Here is a 22,128-nt window from a genome sequence, read left to right as displayed (position 1 = left end):
CCGCGCAGGATTGGGTCAGACGGTGGCGATGGGGGTGACGGGAGAGCCGGCGGCGCCCGGCAGGCGCAGCGGCGGGGCGGTGAGGAGGAAGCGGTTGCGACCCGCCACGCGCAGATGGGCGGCCAAGGCCTCGAACCACCACAGCTCGCCGAGCGGCAGGCCCAGCTTGAACAGGCAGTGGTGGTGCAGCGGCATGGCCGCATTGGCGCCGCCGGCGAAGGCGCGGGCGGGCAGGCCTTCCACCGCATAATTGTCGGCTGCGATGGCGGCGATCTGGCTGTCGGAGATCCAGCGCAGCAGACGCGCGTCCCGCCCGTCGAGCACGGCGCAGGCATGGGACAGCACAGCCGGATCGGGCGCGCCGTCCATGCGCATCACCAGGTCGGCAAAGCCGGTGTAGAGGCAGAGGATGTCGCCGGGCTCCACCGCCACCCTGTCTGCGTCGAGCGCCGCCATCAGGTCGTCATAGCCGACGAAGCGGCGGGTCTCGCCGAAGCGGGCGAACAGGTCCACCAGCACGCCGCGCCCCTGCACGCCGTGGGCGGCGGCATTCTCGATGCCCAGCTTCAGCGCGCCAAAGGCGCGGCCTGAGGCGGCGGCCTGCGACGCATCCGGCACGTCGGTGCCGGCGCGGAAGCCGTTATAGTAGACAGGCTCGGGCACGCCGTCGCCGTCCGCGTCGAACATGGCTCCCACATGCACCAGCGCATCCCACTGGGTGGAATACTGGAGCGCGATCTCCACCTTGTCGTCGCAGGCCACGTCCAGCAACCCGGCCTCGTCATGGCACAGGCACTGGTTCCAGCGCGGCTTCTCGGCCGGGCCGGTGGGCGAGAGCACGGGCGGGCCGCGGCGCGGGTTCAGCGCCTTGCCCCCCGGCCGGTCGAGGGGCAGGCTGAGGCAGAAGGTCCTGCCCTCGCGCACCTCGGCGATGCCCTGCCGGACCTTCGCGGGGGTCAGGAGATTCAGGCGGCCGAGCTGGTCATCCGCCCCGAAATCGCCCCACGTGGATCCTTCCGGGCGATGGACCCAGCGCGGATTGGACGGCATGGCGCAAACTCCTCAGACCGTTCCCTTGCCCACCGTGACGCCGCCGCACACGGCGAGCGTCTGGCCGGTGATGAACCCGGCCTGCGTGCCGAGGAAAAAGCCGATGGCTTCGGCCACGTCTTCCGGCAACCCCACGCGGCCGACCGGAATGCCCTCGATGATAGCACGGGTGCGCGGCGCGTCCGGCGGGTTGGCGGCAGTGAAGAGCGGCGTGGCGATGGGGCCCGGGGCCACCGCATTCACGGTAATGCCGTCCTTGCCCAGTTCCAGCGCCCAGGTGCGGGTGGCGCCGAGCAGGCCCGCCTTGCTGGCCGCGTAGGCGGTGCGCAGTTCCTTGCCGTAGGCGGCACGGCTCGACACATTGACGACGCGGCCGAAGCGCGCCGCCCGCATGCCCGGCAGAAGGGCCTGCGTGCATTGGATCGCGGTGCCGAGATTGAGCCGCATCACGCCGGCGAAATCTGCTGCTGTGGTGTCGTCGAGAAGCGCCGGGCGCACCATGCCCACATTGTTGACGAGGCGGGTGATGGAGCCGCCCACCAGCGCCTGCGCGAGCGCGGCGCTGGTGGCGGCCTCGTCCATCATGTCGACGGCGATGAAGCGGGCGTCCAGGTCTTGCGGCGGCGGCGCGCGGTCGAGCACCACCACCGCCCGTCCGGCCGCGATCTCGCGGCGTGCCACGGCAAGGCCGATGCCGCCGGCCCCGCCGGTGACGAGGGTGCGCTCAACGCTCACGGCTTCATCTCCGGCAGGTAGCAGACCCCGTCCACATAGGCCTTGCGCCAGCGCTGGATCACCACCCGATCGAACAGGCCGGCCTTGAAGAAGGGATCGGCGGCGATGAAAGCCTCCGCCTCGGCGCGGCTCTCCAGCGCCACCACGTAGAGCCCGCCGCCGGCGGCGTTGCCGTCGTCGTCCAGCTTGGCGCCGCAGGCGAGCAGCAGCGCCGCGTTCTCGGCGAGGAAGGCAAGGTGCGCGTCGCGTGTTGCCGTGCGGAGGTCCAGCGTGCCGGGCTTGTCGAAGGTCTCGATCATGTAGGGCATGACAGGTCTCAGGCCCGCGCGCGGATGGAAAGGCCTGTGCGCTGCCGCAGCTCGTCAAGGCTCAGCCCGGGCGCAAGGCGCGCCACCGTGAAGCCGCCGTCGACGACGTCGAGCACGGCGTGATCGGTATAGACCCGCGAGACGCAGCCGAGCCCGGTGAGCGGGTAGGTGCAGCGCTCCACCAGCTTGGATTCGCCCTTCTTGGTGAGCATCTCCATCATCACGAACACGTTCTTGGCGCCCACCGCCAGGTCCATGGCGCCCCCCACCGCCGGGATCGCGTTGGGATCGTTGGTGGCCCAGTTGGCGAGGTCGCCGTTCTCCGCCACCTGGAAGGCGCCGAGGATGGCGATGTCGAGATGGCCGCCGCGCATCATGGTGAAGGACAAGGTGTGGTCGAAGATCGCCCCGCCTTCGAGCAGGGTCACCGGCTGCTTGCCGGCGTTGATGAGGTCCCAGTCGATCTCGTTGGCGCCGGGCTTGGGGCCCATGCCGATGAGCCCGTTCTCGGACTGGAGCAGGATTTCCTTGTCGCGGGGCAGATAGTCCGCCACCAGCTCGGGCATGCCGATGCCGATGTTGACCACCGCCCCTTCCGGGATGTCGGCGGCGATGAGTTGCGCCATCTCGGCGCGCGTCCACAGCTTCAGGTCGGTCGCGACTTCGCTCATTGGGCAGCTCCCGTGCCGACGGCCACAACGCGGTCCACGAAGGCGCCGGGGGTGACGATCACCTCCGGGTCGAGGCTGCCGAGAGGGACGATCTCCTCCACCTGCGCCACCGTCATCTTGGCGGCGGTGGCCATGACGGGGCCGAAATTGCGCGCCGTCTTGCGGTAGACGAGATTGCCCCAGCGGTCGGCCTGCCGCGCCTTGATCAGCGCGAAGTCGCCCTTGATGGGATATTCCAGCACATAGCCGCGCCCGTCGATCACCCGCGTCTCCTTGCCGTCGGCGATGGGGGTGCCGTAGCCGGTGGGGGTGAAGAAGGCGCCGATGCCGGCGCCGCCGGCGCGCAGCCGTTCCACGAGGTTGCCCTGGGGCACCAGCTCCAGCTCCAGCTGGCCGGAGCGGTAGAGCCCGTCGAACACATGGGAATCCGCCTGCCGGGGGAAGGAGCAGACCACCTTCCTCACCAGCCCCGCCGCCAGCAGGGCGGCGAGGCCCTTGGTGCCGTTGCCGGCATTGTTGGAGACGATGGTGAGGTCCCTGGGCGCGCGTTCGATCAGCGCGTCGATGAGCTCGTGCGGCATGCCGGCACCGCCGAAGCCGCCCACCAGGATGGTCGCGCCGTCGGCGATGTCGGCGACACAGCTTTGCGTGTCGGGTCTCGTCTTGTCGATCATGGCGGGCGGGCTCTTCAGATCGCGGAGGGGTGGCGCGCCAGCGGCGTCACGTGGATGTCCATGAAGGGGAAGAGGGGGAGCGAGGAGAGCAGCGTGTGCAGCTCGTCCACGCTCTCCACGTCAAAGATGGAGATGTTGGAGTAGCGGCCGGCGACGCGCCACAGGTGCACCCACTTGCCCTGCCGCTGGAGATCCTGCGCGTAGGCCTTCTCCGCCGCCTTGATGGCATCCGCCTTCTCGGACGGGAAGTCGTGGGGGATGGTCACGGTCATCTCCACATGGAACAGCATAAGCGTCGCCTTCCTGTCTGCGCCGCCCGGCAAGCCATCCGGCAGGCGCGGGCCACTTTAAAGAAAAACCTCGGGCGTCCACGCTGCGAGAGCGCGGCTCGAAAGCGCGCGCGAGGACGCCCGAGGCGGCGGCGGGCGGGGGAGGACCGCCCGCCGCTCTGAAGCTCACTTCTTGACGAGCGGGCAGGTGCTTTCGCTCAGCGGCTGGAACGCCTCGTCGCCCGGGATCACGCGGACGATGTTGTAATAGTCCCACGGCCCCTTGGACTGCGCCGGCGACTTCACCTTGGCGAGGTACATGTCATGCACCATGCGGCCGTCCTCGCGGATCTTGCCGTTCTTGGCGAACATGTCGTCGATGGGCAGCTCGCGCATCTTGGCGATCACCTTGACGCCCTCGTCGGTGCCGGCGGCCTCGGCGGCCCGCAGGTAATGCAGAACGGAGGAATAGACGCCCGCATGCACCATGGTGGGCATCTTGCCTTTCATGCGCTCGGCGAAGCGCTTGGAGAAGGCGCGGGTCTTGTCGTCCGTGTCCCAGTAGAAGCCGGTGGTCAGCGCCATGCCCTGGGCGGCGTCGAGGCCCACGGAATGGATGTCGGTGAGGAACAGCAGCAGCGCCGCCAGCGTCTGGCCGCCCTGGGTGATGCCGAACTCGCGGGCCTGCTTGATGGTGTTGATGGTGTCGGCGCCGGCGTTCGCCATGGCGATGATCTGCGCGCCGGAGGCCTGGGCCTGGAGCAGGAACGAGGAAACGTCCGAGGTGCCGAAGGGATGGCGCACGCTCCCCTTCACCGTGCCGCCCTTCTCCTTCACGATCTTGGCCACCTGGTTCTCCAGGTCGTGGCCGAAGGTGTAGTCGGCGGTGATGAAGTACCAGGACTTGCCGCCCTCGCTCACCAGCGCATTGCCGGTGCCGGCTGCCAGCGAATAGACGTCATAGGTCCAGTGCAGGCCGGTGGGCGAGCAGGCCTTGTTGGTGAGGGCCATGGAGGCGGCGCCGGAATTGATGTCGACCTTGCCCTTTTCCTTCGCCACCTCGCGCACGGCGAGGGCCGCCACCGAGCCGTTGATGTCGAAGATGGCGTCCACGTCTTCCGTGTCGTACCACTTGCGCGCGGTGGAGGAGGCGATGTCCGCCTTGTTCTGGTGGTCGGCGGAGACGAGTTCCACCGGCTTGCCGTTGATGGGCTTGCCGAAGTCCTCGATGGCCATCTTTGCCGCTTCCACCGAGCCGGCGCCGGCGAGGTCAGAATAGGCGCCCGACATGTCGGTGAGCACGCCCACCTTGACGCCGCCGCCGGCATATTGGGCGGCGGCCGGGGCGGTCATCATCGCGCTGGCGAGCAGCGCCGCGCAAACGGCATTGGTCTTCATATTTCCTCCTGAGGATCGGGACTTGAAGGGCGCGGTTCAGACGCGCTCGATCACGGCGGCGATGCCCTGGCCGACGCCGATGCACATGGTGCAGAGCGCATAGCGGCCCTTGGTGCGGGCAAGCTGGTACATGGCGGTGCCCACCAGCCGCGCGCCGGACATGCCGAGCGGATGGCCGAGGGCGATGGCGCCGCCATTGGGGTTCACGTGGGCGGCATCGTCGGGGAGGCCGAGGTCGGCGAGCACGGCGAGGCCCTGGGCGGCAAACGCCTCGTTGAGCTCGATCACGTCCATGTCGGCAAGGGTGAGGCCGACCTTTGCCAGCACCTTGCGGGTGGCGGGCGCGGGACCCATGCCCATGATGCGCGGCGGCACGCCGGCGGTGGCCATGCCGAGGATGCGGGCGCGGGGCGTCAGGCCGTACGTCTCCACCGCCCTGGCGGAGGCGATGAGGAGGGCCGCGGCGCCGTCATTGACGCCGGAGGCGTTGCCGGCGGTGACAGTACCATCCGGCTTCACCACGCCCTTCAGGCGGACGAGGTCTTCCAGCTTCGTATCGGGCCGCATGTGCTCGTCGCGGTCGAAGAGCTTGGGCTCGCCCTTGCGCTGGGGAACCGGGAACGGAACGATCTCGTCGGCGAAGCGGCCCTCGGCCCAGGCGACGCCGGCACGGCGCTGGCTCGCCAGCGCGAAGGCGTCCTGGCGGGCGCGGGAGATGTTGAATTCCTCCGCCACGTTCTCGGCGGTCTCGGGCATGGAATCGGTGCCGTGCAACGCCTTCATGCGCGGATTCACGAAGCGCCAGCCGATGGTGGTGTCCTCGATCTTCGCGGCGCGGGAGAAGGCACTGTCCGCCTTGCCCATGACGAAGGGCGCGCGGCTCATGCTCTCGACGCCGCCGGCGATCATGAGGTCCGCCTCGCCGGCCTTGATGGCGCGTGCCGCGGTCCCCACCGCGTCCATGCCGGAGCCGCACAGGCGGTTGATGGTGGTGCCGGGCACCTCTATGGGCAGGCCCGACAGCAGGGCGCCCATGCGCGCCACGTTGCGATTGTCCTCGCCGGCCTGGTTGGCGCAGCCGAAGATCACGTCCTCCACCGCCGCGGCATCCAGCCCCGGGCTGCGCTCGGCCAGAGCGCGAATGACGTGGGCGGCAAGATCATCCGGCCGCACCGAAGAGAGGCCCCCGGCATAACGGCCGATGGGCGTGCGGACCGCGTCACAGATGAAAGCTTCGGTCATGGCGTCAATCCGGGCTTCTTATTGTGCGTATAGCGAACATTTATACGCAATTTCCTACGGCGACCTCGCCGCTTTCGTCAAGCGGATTCCATGCTGCACCTGCGTAATGAAGGCCTGGAGCTAAACGAATTTCATTTAGAAGCCTGAAATATTGCGCGCTTCCGAAGGCGGGCACGGGTCGCGTCAGAACGGGCGGATTGCCTTCCAATTTTGTTCGTATTACGAACATATGTCATCTTTTACGCACAAGGGCGTTGGAATGAGCGTGGGACAAGAAGGCGTCATCGCCCTCGTGGGTGGCGGCAGCATGGGGGTGGGATGGGCCATCGTGTTTGCCCGGGCGGGGCTTGCCGTGCGGGTCCACGACGCCTCCGCCGAGGTGCGCCGCGCGGTCCTGCCCGCCGTGGCGGAGCGCCTCGCCGCGCTCGCCGCCCATGGCCTCCTCGCCGAGGCCCCGGGCGAGGTGATGGCGCGGGTGAGCGTGGCCGACGACCTCGCCGCCGCCCTCGACGGCGCCGTCCATGTGCAGGAGAACGTGCCGGAGCGTCTCGACCTCAAGACCGCCCTGTTCCGCGCCATGGACGAGCTGGCGCCGCCCCACGCGGTGCTCGCCAGCTCCACCTCCTCGCTGCCGGCCTCCGAGTTTGCGGGCGATCTTCCCGGCCGGGCGCGCTGCCTCGTCGCCCACCCGGCCAATCCGCCCCATCTCCTGCCCATCGTGGAGATCGTGCCCGCCCCCTTCACCGCGCCCGAGGCCGCGGAGCGCACCCGCACCCTCATGGCCCGCGCCGGCCAGGCGCCGGTGGTGCTGAAGCGCGAGGTGAACGGCTTCATCTATAACCGCCTGCAGGGGGCGGTGTTGCGCGAGGCCTACTGGATGCTCGAGCAGGGCATCGCCGACGTGGCCGATATCGATCGGGTGATGACCTCCGGCCTCGGCCTGCGCTGGTCCATTGTCGGCCCGTTCGAGACGGCGGACCTCAACTATCGCGGCGGCCTGGAAGAGCATGCCCGTCGCATGGGCGAGCGCTACCGGCAGATGGGCGCCGAGCGCGGCCAGCCGGAGGCATGGGACAACGCCCTCGTCACCCGCGCCGCCGCCGAGCGCCGGACGCTCCTGCCCCTCGACCAATGGGAGGCGCGGGTGGCCTGGCGCGATTCCCGCCTCATGGCGGCGCGCGCCGCTGGGCAGGCGCAGCCGGCTTCCTATAATGCAGAGGCGGATGATGCGGGGACGGGGGCATGACGACGGGCGCGGCGAACGAGGACAAGGACTACGTCCAGTCCCTGGTGCGGGGGCTGGACGTGATCCGCACCTTCAGCCAGTACAAGCCGCGCATGACGTTGAGCGAGGTGGCCCAGCATGCCGGGCTCACCCGCGCCGCGGCGCGGCGGTTCCTGCTCACACTCACCCGTGAAGGCTACGCGGCCACCGACGGAAAGTATTTCTTCCTGCGCCCGAAGGTGCTGGACCTCGGCTTTTCCTACCTCTCTTCGCTGCCCATGTGGGAGGTGGCTCAGCCCATCATGCGCGACGTGGTGAACGCGCTGCAGGAATCCTGCTCGCTTTCGGTGCTGGACGGGGGCGACATCGTCTATGTGGCCCGCGTGCCCACCCAGCGGGTGATGACCATCGGCCTGTCCATCGGCAGCCGCCTGCCGGCCTTCTGCACCTCCATGGGCCGCACCCTGCTCGCCGGCCTGCCGCCGGCCGAGCTCGCTGTCTTCTACGACCAGGTGAAGCTGGAGAAGCTCACCGAGCGCACAGTGGCCAACATGGTGGCGCTGAAGGATGCCATCGAGGCGTCCCGCCGCCAGGGGTACACCTTGGTGGACCAGGAACTGGAGATGGGGCTTCGATCCATCGCCGTGCCCGTGCGCAATCGCCGATCGGAGGTGCTGGCCGCGCTCAATGTGAGCACACACCAGGGGCGCTCCTCCATTGAGGCGATGAAGACGCGCTTCCTGCCGGTGCTGCTCGATGCCGCCGAACGCATCTCCGCCTCCCTGCCGCAATAGGGCAGCTTGCCGATCGTGCGCTCGTGGTACTCGCTGGTACTCGCCCCCCGAAGCGCGCAGCCACGAGCGCCTGCAGCTCGACCCGCTGGGCTGCCATCAGCCGGCCCGGCTTGGCGCGCGCAAGATCGCCCTTCAACCCTTTGGGCCGCGCGCGTTGAACTGGCGCACCCAATCGTTCAGCGTCTGGCGGCCCATCCCGGCGAGCACCGCCACCAGAGACAACAGCCGCTTGCTCTGGCTCGCATACTTCGAGGCGGCAGCGAGCCGCCGCAACTCAAAAGCCGTCCAATCACCCGTGATCGCGACCACTTTAGTATGGCATGGAACCTCCATGCCAGCTTGAATCACGCTTGCGGGCCCGTGGAAATCCCCCAAGAGTCAACGATCGCGCGCGCTGGCGCTCGGCGATGGGGCAAACCAATATTTACGGCACGGGTGATTTTCATACCCTCACCGTTCAGAATAATACTATCCGCGACCGATAATATATATATTTCTATGCTTTTCTTAAATAATCAAATGCCGACAACACATGACACTTCACTATATGAATGAATTCCTCGACCGGCACATGTTCGTCGACACTTCCCATGCCGCGAGGCGCCGGGCCGTACACGATCGCCGGGAGGCCCTTGTAGCGCCAGAGTCGCGCGTCCGTTGCGCCGAGGCTGATGATCGGCGCCGGATCAATGCCCGCGAGCTGCTTCGCGTTCTGTCGCACATAGTCGATCATCTCGGAATCGGGGGGCGTCCAGGCCGGCTCCTCGGACAGGATCACGCGATAGGTCACGCCGTGGTGGCGGGCGCTGATCTCGTCGATATGCGGGAGGATGTCCTTCTCGGTCAGTCCATTGGGCACACGGATATCCACCTGCACACGGCATTCGGCGGCCACCAAATTGACCTTGACGCCACCCGCAACGAGACCGGGATTGACCGTGACCTTGCGAATGATGGCCGCGGCGCCGGCTCCATATTCGCCATCGATGACCCCGGAGGCCGAGCTGATGGCGGCCTCGAGGTTGCCAAGATCGGGCACGGCGAGATCCTTGAGCCTGGCCAAGTCGGCAATGAGTTCGCTCGCGATGACTGTCGCGCTCGGGCTCATGTGCGTGTAGGCTCCGTGCGCCCCCGCCGTGCGAATGCGGAACTCGAGCCAAAGCGGCCCCTTCTCGCCGAAGCGTACGGTACTGATGCCGCTCGGTTCGCCGTTGAGGCAGCAATCGCCGAAGACTTCAGGGCGATGCTCGGCCAGATAGCGCGCGCCCCAGGGCCCGAAGGTCTCCTCGTCGGAAACCACCACGAGCGTGAGGCGCCCCTTGAGCTGCTCGCGGATGCGATTCAGATAGGTGTAAGCGAAGATGGAGGCCGTGGTGCCGCATTTCATATCGGCCGAGCCGCGGCCATAGATCTTGCCATCCACGAGGGCCCCGCCCCATGGATCCTGGCTCCAGGCGCTCTCGTCTTCGACCGGGAACACGTCCATGTGTCCATTGAGCGCCAGATGACGCCCGGCAGCGCCGCCCTCGAATGAGGAAACGATATTGGGCATGAGCTCGTTGGGCGCAATAATCTCGTAGGCGATATTCTGAGCATCGAGAAAAGCGCGCACATGCTGCGCAGCTTCGAGCGTGTCACCTGGCGGGTTGGGGCTGCGGCAGCGGATGAAGTCCTGGACGAACTGGATGAGGACATCGCGGTCCGCGTCCACCCAGGCTTCCAGATCTTGCTTCGTCACAGTCATGTGTCTCGTTCCATTTTTTGCGGCGGCTCGCAGTACGACGGCCAGGACAGGGCGAGCGGCAAGGGCAATGGTCTGGCTCAGTAACCCGCGCGCGGATCGACAACGTGCAGAGGCGCAAGCCCCGACAAAGCACGACGGATATTCTCTGTAATCTGTCCGATTGCGGTATCCGGATTGGTTGCGCTGGAGTTATGCGGCGTCACTGTGATCCTTGGGTGTGCCCAGAACGGATGGTCCGCCGGAAGCGGCTCCTGTTGGAAGACGTCCAGCACGGCGTGCCGTAGTCGTCCGCCATCAAGCGCAGCAATAAGAGCCGCCTCGTCGATCAGCGCACCTCGCGCGACATTGATCAATGTCGCGCCCTCTCGGATGTCTTCGAGAAATCCCGCGTCGACAAGGCCGCAGGTTTGCGCCGTCAACGGCAGCAAAAGCACGAGAACATCGCATCGGCGCCGAAATTCGGCGAGCTCGTCCTGTCCGGCATACGTGTCAAACTTCGGCCGATGTTTACGCGACCTGCTCCAGCCAACCACCTTGAAACCAAAGGCAGAAAGAGTGGAGGCACACGAGAGGCCGAGTTGTCCAAGGCCAAGCACGCCCACGCAGCATCGCTCCGGCGGCGCAGGATGAATGAATGTCCATCGCCGTTCTCGCTGCGCCTTGGCAGTCTCATCCAGTCGGCGGTGCAACGCCAGCGTCTGAAGCAACACGTACTCCGTCATGCGAGCCGCAAGTCCCGGATCCACGAGGCGAGCGATCGGCACACCCCTTGGAAGTCGCGGGTCTGCGAGGAAGTGATCAACCCCGGCTCCAAGAACCTGGATCAGCCGAAGGTTCGAAAGGGATTCAAGCATTCCCGAAGGGTGCTTCCAGACCACTGCGGCCACGACATCCTCAGGCGGGATCCCATCCAGCGTCCTTCGAACCTCGAACTCCGGCAACGCGCGCTGGATCGCATCAGGCCAGCGTGGATCGCTGGCTTCACTATGAAAAAGTATCACCTGAGGCCGCGATCCGGTCATGACTGTCGCCATATAATCAGGTTGGAATGCTATCCTCACCCGGTTCTCGTTGACTGGACCGGGGGTGAGGAAAACACCCGCGAGCCCGCCCATTTAACCCATCCGGCTTCAGAGGAGGCTCACGCACCCCCCATTGCGAGGGGCCGAATAATCTATATATTCTGCGATTCAATTTCCTTCTCGTACCGCACAGCCACCGGTTCAACTTTATTTCGTCCGAGAAAGCTTCCTTTTTGAGAGCATTTCACCACGTAGTTGGCGGCGGGACGCCGCTCATTCTCGTACTCGTGCAGCGCCTGATCGATATCTTTTGTCTTTGCGAACGCATTCCGCAGGGCCAGCGCGTCGATGAAGGTCTGGCTCGCGCCTTGCGCAAGATCAGGCATCATTGGATGGGCGGCATCTCCCAGTAACGTGATGCGGCCATGGGTCCATTGATAAGGAATTCCATCTACATCATAGAGTGGACTCTCGACGATTATATCCCTTGGGGTGATGCTGAGGGTTCGCGGAATGTGAGTGTGGGTCCAGCATCTAAAATAATCGATGAACTCATCCAAGTTCCTCGCTCCGGATACGGAGCCGAACCAATAGGCCTTACCACCTCCGATGGGGATAACTGACAACCATCCACCAGGCGTATAGAACCCTGTCTGTGCGGCGGGATCGACATCTATTTCATCGAGATCAATAACTGCGCGCCATCGATAAGCATGATGGTCATTTGGGCGAAATTTCACCCCACCGATCAACTGATCGCGAATGACTGAATATATTCCATCAGCCCCAACGATGAGATCTCCCGCATAACTCTCGCCGTTACTGAAGTGGCAAATGGCTTTGTCGCCTTTATTTTCCACCGACCGCACCTCATGGCCGAATTTTATTTTCTCCAGGCCGTACGCCGTGGCAAGCATCGAACTCAAGGCCAGCCGATATACTCCAACCGATGGAGCGCCGTACTTCCGGGGCCAATCGCGGGTGTCTTGCTCAAAAAGTGGCTTTCCATTGGCGTCATAGCCGAGATAGCGGTCTAATTTTACGGAAATGGCGCCATATTGGTCGCGCAAGCCAAGGCCACATATTGCGCGCCCGGCATTCGGCCAAAGGTTTAGACCCGCCCCCGTAGCTCTAAGGGACGATGATTTCTCGAACACCTCGACCTCGAAACCTAAGGATGCCAGTCCGATGGCGGCAGAAAGCCCTCCCAATCCGCCGCCGCAAATTCCAACTCGCATCTTTATTTTCCTTTATTTGGACGCCGATTACCTGCATCGCCAAGCAATGACCGCAAGTCCATGTGCGCCTTCCCTTAGCGCCTTCGCCTTTTGCTCACCTGGCTTGGCCGATGCGCAGAACAAGAGGGAAACGCTCAGCCGTTGCGGAGCCTAGCGCTGTCGGCTCCAAGGATCAGCCACCGCATCGTGATAGGGTATCTTTTCTTTGGAAGGCTTGTATTCACCGGACAAAATCATGCGATTAACGTGCGACGCGACCTCGTCGAGAGTGGCAAACCACACGCCGCCCTTGTCATGCATGTATTCAATCATCTTCTCCATGCGCACACACCTGGCCAGGCGCCCCATCACGAAAGGATGCCAGACCGCAATCCAAAGACCGCCATATTCCCAGGCAGCCTCGAATTCAGCCATGAAGACATCCATGGCACGATCTGGCGAATTGACCTGCATCGCGTACCCAAGGTCCGAGTTTATTGTAAATTGTGGCCAGTCATCCAAAGCCCAATGTGTGGGCAATTCGACAAGGCCGCCGTTGTCACCCTCAATGAGGTAGGGGACATCGTCCCCCATTAACGATGAATCATAACAAAATCCCTCTCGCGCGAGGTAATTCAGAGTGTTTTTCGAGAACCGATAGCTTGGCGCCCTGAAGCCGCGGGGGCGCAATCCCGTGACCTTCTCAAGGGCCTCCAGGCTGCGCATGAACCAGTAGTCTTCCATCTCGGCCGACAAGGTATCCAGCCGTTCATGAAGGTACCCATGAGCGCCGATCTCGTGACCCTCATCAAGAATTTGCTTTATGGTGCCCGGATAGCGCTCCGCAGTCCAACCCGGCACAAAGAATGTCTGTTTTATATCGTATTTCTTAAATATCTTCAGAATCCTTGGAATTCCCACGAGATCATAACGCAGCAAAGATGCGGTACCGATCAGAGTATCTGCAGTGTGCCTATGCGCATAGTGCAGGAGGCAATCGGTGTCCATGTCGAAGGTAATTGCAACGGCACATCTTGCGCCGTTTGGCCACTTTACCGGATTCTCGATCATGCCCATGTTCCCTTCCCGATTGCGATGCTTCCGAATTGAGTGGGCACGAACAGTCGCGAGCGAGTTCCAGGCCAAGGCTCAGCCCGCATGGCCTGGCGCTCCCATGCTCCCGCGACCTTGTCCGCAGGAGCGAACGACCGCGCCACGCCTGTCCCTTTGCGCATTGCCGTTGCTCTGGCCGCTTTGCGAACAGGGCGTGAAACCAGTCTTTGGGGCCTTACTTCTTGTCGGTCGTCGGAGCCTCCGTCACGGTGCCGAACGCCATCAGGCTCGGCCGGTCGTAGAAGCGGCCGGTCATGCCGTAAGCGTTGGCCATGCGCTCCCAGCGTCCCGTCAGCAGCATGAAATCGATGGCGGTGTTGGTGAAGTTGAGGAGGTCCTGATTGCCGCGCTTCACGGTCCATGCGATGGGCAGGAGATTGTAGGGGTTGTCCTGAAAGAGGTCAGTCACGCCGGGCTGCTGAGACGCGTAGCGGCGCGCCTGCCAGGCATCTTCGATGCCGACTTCGGCGCGCCCCGCGGACACCTCCATGAACGGAGCGGTCAGGTTTCCGGTGCCGAGGGCGACCACGGTGGCGTTGGGGAAGTTTTCCTTCACGTATTCTTGCGCGGCACCGCCCTGCACAACAGCGATCTTGAGGCCTTCCTTGTTGAAGTCGGAAGGCACCTTGAAGCGCGCGTCGCCCTTCTTCACGATGGCGCTGTAGCCGAGATAGTGGATGGGCTTGGTGAACTCGACGGCGGCGGCGCGCTGAATGGTTGCGAACGTGCCGGCGATGGACAGGTCGAACTGGCCCGATTGTAGGCCGGCGGCAAAATTCGCCCAGGTGGTTTCGACGAAGACCGGCTCAACGCCGATGGCCTTGAAGATGTAGCGCACGCCGTCGACGTAGTAACCTTTTACTTCACCCGACGCAGGGTCCTTGATGGTGCCGGGCGGCGATGGAATGTAGCCGATCTTGATCGAGCGGTCCTTCAGGATGCGGTCCATGACCTGCGCCCTGGCGGGTTGCACGGTGGCGGATACCACGAGGGCGGCCAGCACGCTCCCGAGAAGGAGCGGGTAGCGTAAGATGTTCTTCATAACGTGGTCCTTTCGCTGACTGTCAAAGTCGTTGGCCGCATTCAACGCAGGACGCGTTGCAGGAATTCCGCTGTGCGGGGGTGGGACGGGTTCGTGAAGATCTTTTCGGGCGTGTCGATTTCGACGCGATTGCCGTCGTCCATCATCATCACGCGGTCGGCAACCTCCCGCGCGAAGCTCATCTCGTGCGTGACGACGACCATGGTCATGCCGTCGGCGGCAAGCGATCTCATGACGTCCAGCACTTCGCCGACGAGCTCCGGATCGAGTGCCGAGGTTGGCTCGTCGAACAGCATGACCTCGGGGTCCATGGCGAGCGCGCGCGCTATGGCCGCCCTCTGCTGCTGACCGCCCGAAAGGGCCTCGGGATAGACATCGACCTTTGCCGAGAGGCCGACGCGATCGAGCAGGGCCTTGGCCTGCGTGATGACGTCCTCACGCTTGCGCCGCTGGACGACGGTCGGGCCCTCGACAACATTTTCGAGCACGCTCATGTGCGGAAACAGATTGAAGTTCTGGAAGACCATGCCCATGCGCGTGCGGATGGCAGCGATGCGGGACGCCTTGTCCTTCACGAGCGCGCCATTGCCGGCCTTGCGGTAGCCGACGAGCTGGTCGCCGAACCAGATCTCGCCGTGGTCGTATTCCTCGAGGAAATTCATGCACCTGAGGAACGTGCTCTTGCCCGACCCGCTCGGACCGATGATGGCGAGCACCTCGCCCTTCACGATCTCAAGGTCGATGCCTTTCAGGACATGTAGCTTCCCGAAGGACTTCTGAACGTTGCGCGCCTTGATCACGGGAGCGGTCATTGGTGCAGCTGCCAGCGCTGCTCGAGCCGCTGCGAGGCGTAGATGATGGGGTAGATGAGGGCCGCGAAGGCCACCGCCAGCACGGTGTAGATCTCGAGCGGCCGATAGGTGCTGTTGATGAGGTTGTTCGCCTCATGAAGCAGTTCATAGACCGCGAGCGCCGAGCCGAGCGTCGTCAGCTTGATGAGCGAGGCAAACTCATTGATAAAGGGCGGGATCATGCGCCGAATGGCCTGCGGCAGGATGATCCTGCGCATGGACTGCGTGTAGCTCATGCCGATCGCCCGCGCGGCATCCCACTGCCCCTTGCTGATGGAGTTCACCCCGGCCCGGAAGATCTCGCCGAAGTAGGCAGCCGCGTGCAGGCCGAGGCCAATGGACACCGATGCGGTGTTGCTCAGTTGCAGGCCCGTGAGGATTGGCAGCGCGTAGTAAATCCAGACGAGCTGCACGAGCACAGGCGTCGACCGGAAGAGCTCGATAAAGGTCGCGGCCGGAGCGCGAAGCAGAAGAATCTGGCTTCGACGCATGAGGCCAAGCGCAAGGCCCAGGGTCAGGCCGATCGATGTCGCCCAGAACGTGATCTGCGCGGTCATGATCGCCCCGCGCACGAAGACCGCCCGATAGTCCCACACGATCTGGAAGTGCCAAGTGTAGTCCATGAGCCGCGGGCCACCCCGTGATGCCACTGCATGTTGCACGCCGGGTGCTGCATGCTGCATGCAGAAATGACGATAGCAAGAGGCGTGCCACCAGGCCAAAAGCGGCACCGGGCCAGCATTCTTTCCGATTCAGGGCGGGCCAAACGACCTCAGATCTCACGGTACGGCGCCGGTTTGCACAATGTCCCGGCACGGCCTGCCGCACAGTTAATCAGCAGGCTGCCTCGGGCGCGTCTGTGGAGGGGGGCGATGGTAGAAAACGATCGGCGCTCTGCTTGACGCTGGCACGGCACCGCACCTATGGTTGATCGCTGAATGCAGAATGCTGAATGCATTCTCACGCTTGTGCCGCAGCAATACCTGCTTGAGGAGTCACCTTCATCCTCGTCAAGCTCGATAAATCCGACGGCCCCTTGAACTTCGCGCCGCCGCACTGCAAGTCTGGCGCCTCCATCACGCCGCGCGCCGAATTGGAGTGCGTCGCAAGTTGCGCGAGGGCGGGCTTGGCATATAAAACCCTAAGTAGAGGGCCAGTTCGCAAGGGGGGCAGGCATGCGAAACACTGCTGCAAAAAGTAAAAGTTCCGGGCAACAGAGCCATGCTTCTACACCGCCTCTGCCGGAGCGACCGGCGAACGCGACCCCGACGAGGACCCTGAAGCCTGCCACCGTCATGCGGGCCGCGCGGGTGGCGGATCAGGTCTATCGCCATCTGCGGCGGGCAATCATCTCCGGCGAGATCGAATCCGGTACGCGCTTGCGAGAAGTCGAGATCGCCCAGGCGTTGAGCGTCAGTCGAACGCCTGTTCGAGAAGCGATATCGCGCCTCATCGGCGACCTCCTGGTTCGCGAGCATGAGACAACCGGCGTCGAAGTTGTGGATATGGCCGGAGATGTGATGGATATCCATCACATCCGCGAGGCTCTGGAGCTTTGCGCGGCGCGGCTGGCAGCGAAACGAATCACAGATGAGCAGATTCAAGAACTGGAGGCGCTTGTAGAGAAGGGGGAGAAGGCCTCGTTTGCGGATCGCGTACGCGTCAATCAGAAATTTCATCTGATGATCGTGCAGGCCTCGGGCTCTCCGCGGCTGATCGACATGCTCACAAGTTTCAACGAGTATTTTCTGCATCCGAAATGGGTAACCCGGACTGAAAAGAAATCTGTCGATCAAGCCTTGAGCGACCACAGGCAGATCGTCGCGGCCTTGCGCGCGCGCTCTCCGGATCGAACGGAGAGAATTCTCCGCCGCCACTTGAAGCTGGGCCTCATGCAACTGACAGACAACGCCGGCTGACGATCTTGATAAGCGGGCAAGTTTAGTGTCGCAAGGCCCGATCTCTCCAATCCCGTTCTGGACCTGCGCCATGGCCAAGATTTATGCGAGAGACCTTGATAATTCCAGTGCATACACACTGTTGACGGGGGTCGTCGTTCCCCGTCCCATTGCCTGGATTTCAACCCAATCGAGCGTGGGAAAGTCAAATATCGCGCCGTTCAGTTGCTTCACTTTCGTTTCCTCCGATCCTCCGATGATCGGGTTCAATTGCGGATTGAGGGACGGGGCGCGCAAGGACACGGCGCGCAATATCGCCGAGACGGGGGAATTCGTCGTTAACATCGTTGACGACGGTTTTCTTGAAAAGGTGCATCAATCCGCGGCGGATTATTCGGCCGACGTCAGCGAACTGGACGTGCTGGAACTGGACCGCGCGCCGTCCGACACCATCGCCGTGCCGCGCGTCATATCCTGCCCGATAAATCTGGAATGCACCTTGGATCAGATCGTCAAGTTCGGTCACTCCGGATCGGAGTTCTTCGTTGGCGAAATCAAGTTGTTTCACGTGAGGGACGGCCTGCTCGCGGACGGCAAGGTGGATTCGGAGAGCCTGCGGCCCCTCGGGCGGCTCGCCGGGCCGGTGTACGGCAAGCTGGGCGAGGTGGTTCGCGCGACCAAGACGTAGACGCCTCGCTGGAGCATCAGCCCGGGCCGGCGGTGCGCAGGCCCGGGTCGGGCAGCTTGCAGATGCGCTTGCCGCGTCGCAGTCAACGTGTGCGAGCGCGGCGGCCGGCTCTATGCTGCCGACGGGCCGGCATCGTATGGACGGAGGATGCCATCGCGGCATTCCTGGCAGAGGCGTCCCTGTCGCCTCGCCTCGCGCCCACGCTGGCGCCCTGGACAGGGCAGAGGCAAGGCGACCTGCTGCGGTTGTCATGGACGGCCCATGATGGGGAAAGGGTCAGCCTGCGGCAGGGCGTGACGCGCCTCGCCTTTGCCGGCTGCGCCGTGCCGCAGATCACCAGCCACAGCCGGAAGGATGCCAATCGGTCCTCCAGGCGCACGATCTCGGCAGCACGCGCGAGCTTGCGGAGCAAGCTATGGTGAATCTGGAGGAGAAGCGCGGAGACGGAACGAAGGCTGCAACCTGGCGTGCAATCCGTTCTTTCCGTTCTCGCTTGAAACTTGGTGGGCGCACTAGGGCTCGAACCTAGGACCCGCTGATTAAGAGTCAGCTGCTCTACCAACTGAGCTATGCGCCCGTTCCAGGGGTGCCCCCGGAAGGAGGCGTCCGTTTAGCAAATGCGTTCCCGCCTGACAAGGGCGGCGGCGAAGATTCTCGCCGCCGCTCCGGTCGCCGCGCACGCTTACTCCTTGAAGGCCTCCTCGCGGGTCTTCTGCACCGAGGGCAGGAGCACCACCACCAGCGCCGCCAGGGCCAGCGCCAGGAGCACCGCGGAGATGGGGCGCGTCACGAACACCAAGGGATCGCCGCGGGAGATCAGCATGGCGCGGCGCAGGTATTCCTCCAGCATGGGGCCGATGACGAAGCCGAGCAGCAGCGGCGCCGGCTCGCAGTCCAGCTTCACCAGCGCGTAGCCCAGGAGCCCGAACAGCGCCATCGAGTACACGTCGAAGGTGTTGTTGTTCACGCTGTACACGCCGATGCAGCAGAACGCGATGATGGCCGGGAACATCACGTGGTACGGCACCGTCAGCAGCTTCACCCACAGACCGATCAGCGGCAGGTTCAAGAGCACCAGCATGAAGTTGCCGATCCACATGGAGGCGATCACGCCCCAGAACAGGTCCGGCTTCTCGGTGACCACATTCGGCCCCGGCGTGATGCCCTGGATGATGAGGGCGCCGATCATCAGGGCCATCACCGGGTTGGAGGGGATGCCGAGGGTCAGCATGGGGATGAACGAGGTTTGCGCCCCGGCGTTGTTGGCGCTCTCCGGCCCCGCCACGCCCTCGATGGCACCGCGCCCGAACTCCTGCGGGTGTTTCGACATCTTCTTCTCGATCGAATAGGACGCGAAGGAGGACAGCATGGCGCCGCCGCCCGGCAGGATGCCGAGAAACGAGCCCAGGGTGGTTCCGCGCAGCACCGGCCAGATGATGCGCTTGAACTCGTCCTTCGTGAGCATCAGGCTCTTCACCTTGGCGGCGACGAGGGAGCGCGTGTGCTCGTCCTCGAGATTCCTGATGATCTCGCTGATGCCGAACATGCCCATGGCGAGCGCCACGAAGTCGAAGCCGTCGGACAGTTCCGGCAGGTCAAAGGTGAAACGCGGCGTGCCGGTGTAGATGTCCTGCCCCGACAGGCCGAGCATCAGGCCGAGGACGATCATGGCGATGGCCTTGACCACCGAGCCGGAGGCCAGCGTCACCGAGGCGACGAGGCCGAGCACCATGAGGGAGAAATATTCCGGCGGCCCGAACTTCAGCGCCAACTCCGCCAGGGGCGGCGCGAAGACGGCGAGCAGGAAGGTGGCGACCGTGCCGGCGAAGAAGGAGCCGAGCGCCGCGGTGGCCAGCGCGGCGCCGGCGCGGCCCTTCCTGGCCATCTGGTGGCCGTCGATGGCGGTGACCACCGAGGAGCTCTCCCCCGGCAGGTTGATGAGGATGGCCGTGGTCGATCCGCCATACTGGGCGCCGTAATAGATGCCCGACAGCATGATCAGCGCCGACACCGGCGGCAGGCCGAAGGTGATGGGCAAAAGCATGGCGATGGTGGCGATGGGGCCGAGGCCCGGCAGCACGCCGATGAGGGTGCCCAGCAGCACGCCCACGAAGCAGTAGAGGACGTTCTGCAGCGAGAGGGCGACGGAGAAGCCGAGGGCGAGGTTGTCGAAGAGTTCCATCGTCTCAGTTCCTCAATATCCGCCGAGCCATGGGCCGAGGAGGGGCAGTGGCAGGCCCAGCCCCTTGATGAACACCGCCCAGGCGAACACCACCATCACCGCCGTGTTGGCCAGCGCCGTGACGATGTGGAACTTGCGGCTCGCCAGGGCCGAGACGAAAACGGTGATGCCGAGCGCCGGGAGGAAGCCCAGCGGGCGCACGGCGAAGCCGAAGAAGACGACGGAAAAGGTGAGGATGACCACCGCCCGCCAGGCGATGCCGCTCGGCATGTCGCCATCAAACCGCAGGCCGTTGACCAGCACGATGAGGCCGAGCAGGCCGAGCAGGGCCGCCAGCACCAGCGGGAAATAGCCTGGCCCCATCCGCACCGCGGTGCCGAGCGGCAGGTCCCAGGCCTGCAGGCCGAGCAGACCCGCCAGGAAGATGAAGAGAAGACCCGAAAGGACGTCCTTCGGGTTGCGGATGATGTTCATGTGTCCCAGCCCCTAGAGCCCACTTGCCTCCGGAGCCGATGCTGTTCGGACCACATCGCGGTCTCGTCGGCCCGGCGTCCGCTGTTCTTGAATGTGGAGATGCAGCCGCCGGCAGGGCCGAGCGGCCTTCAGGGATCCCGTTTCCGTGTCGTCCGGCCTGCGGAGCGGCGGCGAAAACCGGAAGTGCGCCGAAGTCGACACCGCCGGGGGACGCGGAATGCGCCCCCCGGCGGTGGATATGTGCCCGGCTCCGCCTGCGCGGCGCCTTGCGGGCGCCGGTGGGCCGCGTCAGTCGGCGTAGACGCCGGCGGACTGGATCACCGGCTTCCACCGGGCGATCTCGGCGATGACGAAATCCTTATGAAAGGCGGGACTGCGGCGATCCTTCGCCTCGGGCTCTGTGCCGAGGTCGGCGAAGCGGGCCACCACCTTGGGATCGTCGAGGGCCGTGTTGAGAGCGGCGTTGAGCTTGTCCACGATCTCCTTGGGCGTGCCCTTGGGAACGTAGACGCCGTGCCAGACCGCGACCTCATAATCCTTGAGCCCGCTCTCCTGCATGGTCGGCAGGTCGGGCAGCGACTTTACCCGGTCCTTGGTAGTCACGGCGAAGGCCTTAACCTTGCCGCCCTTGATCTGGCCCGTCGTGTTGGTGGTCTGGTCGCACATGAGGTCGACCTGGCCGCCGACGATGTCGTTCATGGCCGGTCCGGTCCCCTGATAAGGCACCGTGGTCATCTGCGCGCCGATGGTGGACATGAACAGCATGCCGCACAGGTGCGAGGCGGAGCCGACGCCGGCATTGGCGTAGGTGACCTTGTCCTTGTTGGCCTTCACGTAGGCGATCACGTCGACCATGGTCTTCGGCTCGAAGCCGGACTTGGAGATCATGGTCATGGGCACGGCGGTGACGAGGCCCACCGCCTCGAAGTCGGTCGCCGGATTGTACGGCAGCTTGCGGTACAGGCTCGCCGCCGTGGCGTGGCCGATATGGTGCAGGAGAATGGTGTAGCCGTCCGGGGCCGCCTTCGCCACCTGGCCCGCACCGCGGGTGCCGCCGGCGCCGCCGACATTCTCCACGATCACCTGCTGGCCCAGCGTCTTCGACATGGATTCGGCGACGAGGCGCGCCACCGTGTCGGTGGGGCCGCCCGCGGCGAACGGGACGATCATGGTGATCGGCCGGCTCGGATAGGTCTGGGCGCCGGCGACGGTCGAAAGGCCAAGCGCGGCGGCAAACGCCAGCACCGCTGACAGGATACGCATCGGTTTCCTCCTCCGGGAGCTTCTTCGAACACCCCTTACCTCCTTTGAAGGTCGCGTAGCGGCAGCCGTCAAGCCCGAAGTGGCGGCAGTTGCCTCCGGGAGAGCACGACCCAGGCACCTCCCGCCCGCCTCGCGTGCCCTTCATTTGCCGCACCACGGCTCCGCTACTTCAGATAAATTATTGAAAATAAATATATTTTTCCGCAGCGCCACGGACGGAACCGGGCCCTGCCTCCGCCGGTTCTCTTGCCTGCGCACCTGAGAGGAC

At 64.4% G+C, this 22,128-nt stretch carries 23 protein-coding genes and 1 tRNA gene; 4 read left to right on the top strand and 20 right to left on the bottom strand.

Features of this window, described 5'->3' with window-relative positions:
- Positions 1-15: 15 nt before the first annotated feature.
- The 8 genes from EZH22_RS09480 to pcaF all read right to left on the bottom strand — a co-directional run bounded on the left by EZH22_RS09480 (position 16) and on the right by pcaF (position 6,347).
- Positions 16-1,050 (bottom strand): cyclase family protein, encoded by a 1,035-nt coding sequence (locus EZH22_RS09480; RefSeq protein WP_203195398.1) that lies wholly within the window; start codon positions 1,048-1,050, stop codon positions 16-18.
- A gap of 12 nt (positions 1,051-1,062) precedes the next feature.
- The gene (locus tag EZH22_RS09475) at positions 1,063-1,785 is read right to left on the bottom strand and encodes an SDR family oxidoreductase (protein ID WP_203195397.1); all 723 of its coding nucleotides are present in this window, start codon (positions 1,783-1,785) and stop codon (positions 1,063-1,065) included.
- On the bottom strand, positions 1,782-2,093 hold the full coding sequence (locus EZH22_RS09470; RefSeq protein ID WP_203195396.1) for a YciI family protein: 312 nt from the start codon (positions 2,091-2,093) through the stop codon (positions 1,782-1,784). Before EZH22_RS09470 ends, EZH22_RS09475 begins: the two co-directional genes overlap by 4 nt.
- Positions 2,094-2,101: 8 nt before the next feature.
- Complete coding sequence (locus EZH22_RS09465) at positions 2,102-2,764, bottom strand: 3-oxoacid CoA-transferase subunit B (protein ID WP_203195395.1); 663 nt, start codon at positions 2,762-2,764, stop codon at positions 2,102-2,104.
- Positions 2,761-3,435, bottom strand: coding sequence for a 3-oxoacid CoA-transferase subunit A (locus EZH22_RS09460; RefSeq protein ID WP_456300860.1), 675 nt, complete (start codon positions 3,433-3,435; stop codon positions 2,761-2,763). Before EZH22_RS09460 ends, EZH22_RS09465 begins: the two co-directional genes overlap by 4 nt.
- A 17-nt stretch (positions 3,436-3,452) precedes the next feature.
- The gene (gene catC / locus EZH22_RS09455) at positions 3,453-3,728 is read right to left on the bottom strand and encodes a muconolactone Delta-isomerase (protein WP_203195393.1); all 276 of its coding nucleotides are present in this window, start codon (positions 3,726-3,728) and stop codon (positions 3,453-3,455) included.
- Positions 3,729-3,893: 165 nt separating this feature from the next.
- Positions 3,894-5,105 carry an ABC transporter substrate-binding protein gene (locus tag EZH22_RS09450; protein ID WP_203195392.1) on the bottom strand — a complete coding sequence of 404 codons (1,212 nt, stop codon included), beginning with the start codon at positions 5,103-5,105 and terminating at the stop codon, positions 3,894-3,896.
- A gap of 36 nt (positions 5,106-5,141) precedes the next feature.
- Positions 5,142-6,347: a 3-oxoadipyl-CoA thiolase gene (gene pcaF, locus EZH22_RS09445; RefSeq protein WP_203195391.1), complete on the bottom strand. Its 1,206-nt coding sequence runs from the start codon at positions 6,345-6,347 to the stop codon at positions 5,142-5,144.
- A gap of 259 nt (positions 6,348-6,606) precedes the next feature.
- Here pcaF and EZH22_RS09440 point away from each other — a divergent pair, with 259 nt between their 5' ends.
- Positions 6,607-7,593: a 3-hydroxyacyl-CoA dehydrogenase gene (locus EZH22_RS09440; RefSeq protein ID WP_203195390.1), complete on the top strand. Its 987-nt coding sequence runs from the start codon at positions 6,607-6,609 to the stop codon at positions 7,591-7,593.
- Positions 7,590-8,366, top strand: a complete 777-nt coding sequence (locus tag EZH22_RS09435; RefSeq protein ID WP_203195389.1) for an IclR family transcriptional regulator domain-containing protein — start codon at positions 7,590-7,592, stop codon at positions 8,364-8,366. The genes EZH22_RS09440 and EZH22_RS09435 overlap by 4 nt, the downstream gene beginning before the upstream one ends.
- 132 nt (positions 8,367-8,498) lie before the next feature.
- Here the strand turns inward: EZH22_RS09435 and EZH22_RS09430 are convergent, their stop codons facing one another.
- The 8 genes from EZH22_RS09430 to EZH22_RS09395 form a co-directional block, all read right to left on the bottom strand.
- Positions 8,499-8,675 carry a hypothetical protein gene (locus EZH22_RS09430; RefSeq protein WP_203195388.1) on the bottom strand — a complete coding sequence of 59 codons (177 nt, stop codon included), beginning with the start codon at positions 8,673-8,675 and terminating at the stop codon, positions 8,499-8,501.
- 187 nt (positions 8,676-8,862) lie between these two features.
- Entirely contained in the window at positions 8,863-10,110 is a 1,248-nt protein-coding gene (locus tag EZH22_RS09425; RefSeq protein ID WP_203195387.1) for a M20/M25/M40 family metallo-hydrolase, read from the bottom strand.
- 77 nt (positions 10,111-10,187) lie between these two features.
- Positions 10,188-11,225 carry a 2-hydroxyacid dehydrogenase gene (locus tag EZH22_RS09420; RefSeq protein ID WP_203195386.1) on the bottom strand — a complete coding sequence of 346 codons (1,038 nt, stop codon included), beginning with the start codon at positions 11,223-11,225 and terminating at the stop codon, positions 10,188-10,190.
- Positions 11,226-11,284: 59 nt separating this feature from the next.
- Complete coding sequence (locus EZH22_RS09415) at positions 11,285-12,370, bottom strand: FAD-dependent monooxygenase (RefSeq protein WP_203195385.1); 1,086 nt, start codon at positions 12,368-12,370, stop codon at positions 11,285-11,287.
- 150 nt (positions 12,371-12,520) lie between these two features.
- Positions 12,521-13,426 (bottom strand): polysaccharide deacetylase family protein, encoded by a 906-nt coding sequence (locus tag EZH22_RS09410; protein WP_203195384.1) that lies wholly within the window; start codon positions 13,424-13,426, stop codon positions 12,521-12,523.
- Positions 13,427-13,637: 211 nt separating this feature from the next.
- Positions 13,638-14,504, bottom strand: coding sequence for a substrate-binding periplasmic protein (locus EZH22_RS09405; protein ID WP_203195383.1), 867 nt, complete (start codon positions 14,502-14,504; stop codon positions 13,638-13,640).
- Positions 14,505-14,545: 41 nt separating this feature from the next.
- A complete protein-coding gene (locus EZH22_RS09400) occupies positions 14,546-15,331 on the bottom strand; it encodes an amino acid ABC transporter ATP-binding protein (protein ID WP_456300859.1) in 786 nt (261 codons plus the stop codon).
- Positions 15,313-15,978, bottom strand: a complete 666-nt coding sequence (locus EZH22_RS09395; protein WP_203195381.1) for an amino acid ABC transporter permease — start codon at positions 15,976-15,978, stop codon at positions 15,313-15,315. The genes EZH22_RS09400 and EZH22_RS09395 overlap by 19 nt, the downstream gene beginning before the upstream one ends.
- Positions 15,979-16,530: 552 nt before the next feature.
- On the opposite strand from EZH22_RS09395, the gene EZH22_RS09390 reads away from it, so the two are divergent.
- Both EZH22_RS09390 and EZH22_RS09385 read left to right on the top strand, forming a co-directional pair.
- Positions 16,531-17,274, top strand: coding sequence for a GntR family transcriptional regulator (locus EZH22_RS09390; RefSeq protein WP_203195380.1), 744 nt, complete (start codon positions 16,531-16,533; stop codon positions 17,272-17,274).
- Positions 17,275-17,344: 70 nt separating this feature from the next.
- Positions 17,345-17,941 carry a flavin reductase family protein gene (locus EZH22_RS09385; RefSeq protein WP_203195379.1) on the top strand — a complete coding sequence of 199 codons (597 nt, stop codon included), beginning with the start codon at positions 17,345-17,347 and terminating at the stop codon, positions 17,939-17,941.
- A 501-nt stretch (positions 17,942-18,442) separates the two neighbouring features.
- Here EZH22_RS09385 and EZH22_RS09380 read toward each other — a convergent pair.
- From EZH22_RS09380 to EZH22_RS09365, 4 genes are all read right to left on the bottom strand, one after another.
- Positions 18,443-18,518: transfer RNA gene (locus tag EZH22_RS09380), tRNA-Lys, on the bottom strand.
- A gap of 105 nt (positions 18,519-18,623) precedes the next feature.
- Complete coding sequence (locus EZH22_RS09375) at positions 18,624-20,123, bottom strand: tripartite tricarboxylate transporter permease (RefSeq protein WP_203195378.1); 1,500 nt, start codon at positions 20,121-20,123, stop codon at positions 18,624-18,626.
- Positions 20,124-20,135: 12 nt separating this feature from the next.
- Positions 20,136-20,597, bottom strand: coding sequence for a tripartite tricarboxylate transporter TctB family protein (locus EZH22_RS09370; RefSeq protein WP_203195377.1), 462 nt, complete (start codon positions 20,595-20,597; stop codon positions 20,136-20,138).
- A 288-nt stretch (positions 20,598-20,885) separates the two neighbouring features.
- A complete protein-coding gene (locus tag EZH22_RS09365) occupies positions 20,886-21,860 on the bottom strand; it encodes a tripartite tricarboxylate transporter substrate-binding protein (protein ID WP_203195376.1) in 975 nt (324 codons plus the stop codon).
- Positions 21,861-22,128: the final 268 nt, after the last annotated feature.

Origin of the sequence: Xanthobacter dioxanivorans (assembly GCF_016807805.1) — a bacterium.
GTDB classification, from domain to species: Bacteria; Pseudomonadota; Alphaproteobacteria; order Rhizobiales; family Xanthobacteraceae; genus Xanthobacter; species Xanthobacter dioxanivorans.
The sequence above is the reverse complement of the archived record's forward strand: the minus strand, read 5'-3'. Positions and strand labels throughout refer to the sequence as shown.

Bases quoted from the DNA above. Each gene is read 5' to 3' on its own strand.
- EZH22_RS09480 (WP_203195398.1), bottom strand. From the start codon at position 1,050: ATGCCGTCCAATCCGCGCTGGGTCCATCGCCCGGAAGGATCCACGTGG.
- EZH22_RS09470 (WP_203195396.1), bottom strand. From the start codon at position 2,093: ATGCCCTACATGATCGAGACCTTCGACAAGCCCGGCACGCTGGACCTC.
- EZH22_RS09465 (WP_203195395.1), bottom strand. From the start codon at position 2,764: ATGAGCGAAGTCGCGACCGACCTGAAGCTGTGGACGCGCGCCGAGATG.
- catC (WP_203195393.1), bottom strand. From the start codon at position 3,728: ATGCTGTTCCATGTGGAGATGACCGTGACCATCCCCCACGACTTCCCG.
- EZH22_RS09450 (WP_203195392.1), bottom strand. From the start codon at position 5,105: ATGAAGACCAATGCCGTTTGCGCGGCGCTGCTCGCCAGCGCGATGATG.
- pcaF (WP_203195391.1), bottom strand. From the start codon at position 6,347: ATGACCGAAGCTTTCATCTGTGACGCGGTCCGCACGCCCATCGGCCGT.
- EZH22_RS09440 (WP_203195390.1), top strand. From the start codon at position 6,607: ATGAGCGTGGGACAAGAAGGCGTCATCGCCCTCGTGGGTGGCGGCAGC.
- EZH22_RS09435 (WP_203195389.1), top strand. From the start codon at position 7,590: ATGACGACGGGCGCGGCGAACGAGGACAAGGACTACGTCCAGTCCCTG.
- EZH22_RS09425 (WP_203195387.1), bottom strand. From the start codon at position 10,110: ATGACTGTGACGAAGCAAGATCTGGAAGCCTGGGTGGACGCGGACCGC.
- EZH22_RS09420 (WP_203195386.1), bottom strand. From the start codon at position 11,225: ATGGGCGGGCTCGCGGGTGTTTTCCTCACCCCCGGTCCAGTCAACGAG.
- EZH22_RS09415 (WP_203195385.1), bottom strand. From the start codon at position 12,370: ATGCGAGTTGGAATTTGCGGCGGCGGATTGGGAGGGCTTTCTGCCGCC.
- EZH22_RS09410 (WP_203195384.1), bottom strand. From the start codon at position 13,426: ATGGGCATGATCGAGAATCCGGTAAAGTGGCCAAACGGCGCAAGATGT.
- EZH22_RS09405 (WP_203195383.1), bottom strand. From the start codon at position 14,504: ATGAAGAACATCTTACGCTACCCGCTCCTTCTCGGGAGCGTGCTGGCC.
- EZH22_RS09395 (WP_203195381.1), bottom strand. From the start codon at position 15,978: ATGGACTACACTTGGCACTTCCAGATCGTGTGGGACTATCGGGCGGTC.
- EZH22_RS09390 (WP_203195380.1), top strand. From the start codon at position 16,531: ATGCGAAACACTGCTGCAAAAAGTAAAAGTTCCGGGCAACAGAGCCAT.
- EZH22_RS09385 (WP_203195379.1), top strand. From the start codon at position 17,345: ATGGCCAAGATTTATGCGAGAGACCTTGATAATTCCAGTGCATACACA.
- EZH22_RS09375 (WP_203195378.1), bottom strand. From the start codon at position 20,123: ATGGAACTCTTCGACAACCTCGCCCTCGGCTTCTCCGTCGCCCTCTCG.
- EZH22_RS09370 (WP_203195377.1), bottom strand. From the start codon at position 20,597: ATGAACATCATCCGCAACCCGAAGGACGTCCTTTCGGGTCTTCTCTTC.
- EZH22_RS09365 (WP_203195376.1), bottom strand. From the start codon at position 21,860: ATGCGTATCCTGTCAGCGGTGCTGGCGTTTGCCGCCGCGCTTGGCCTT.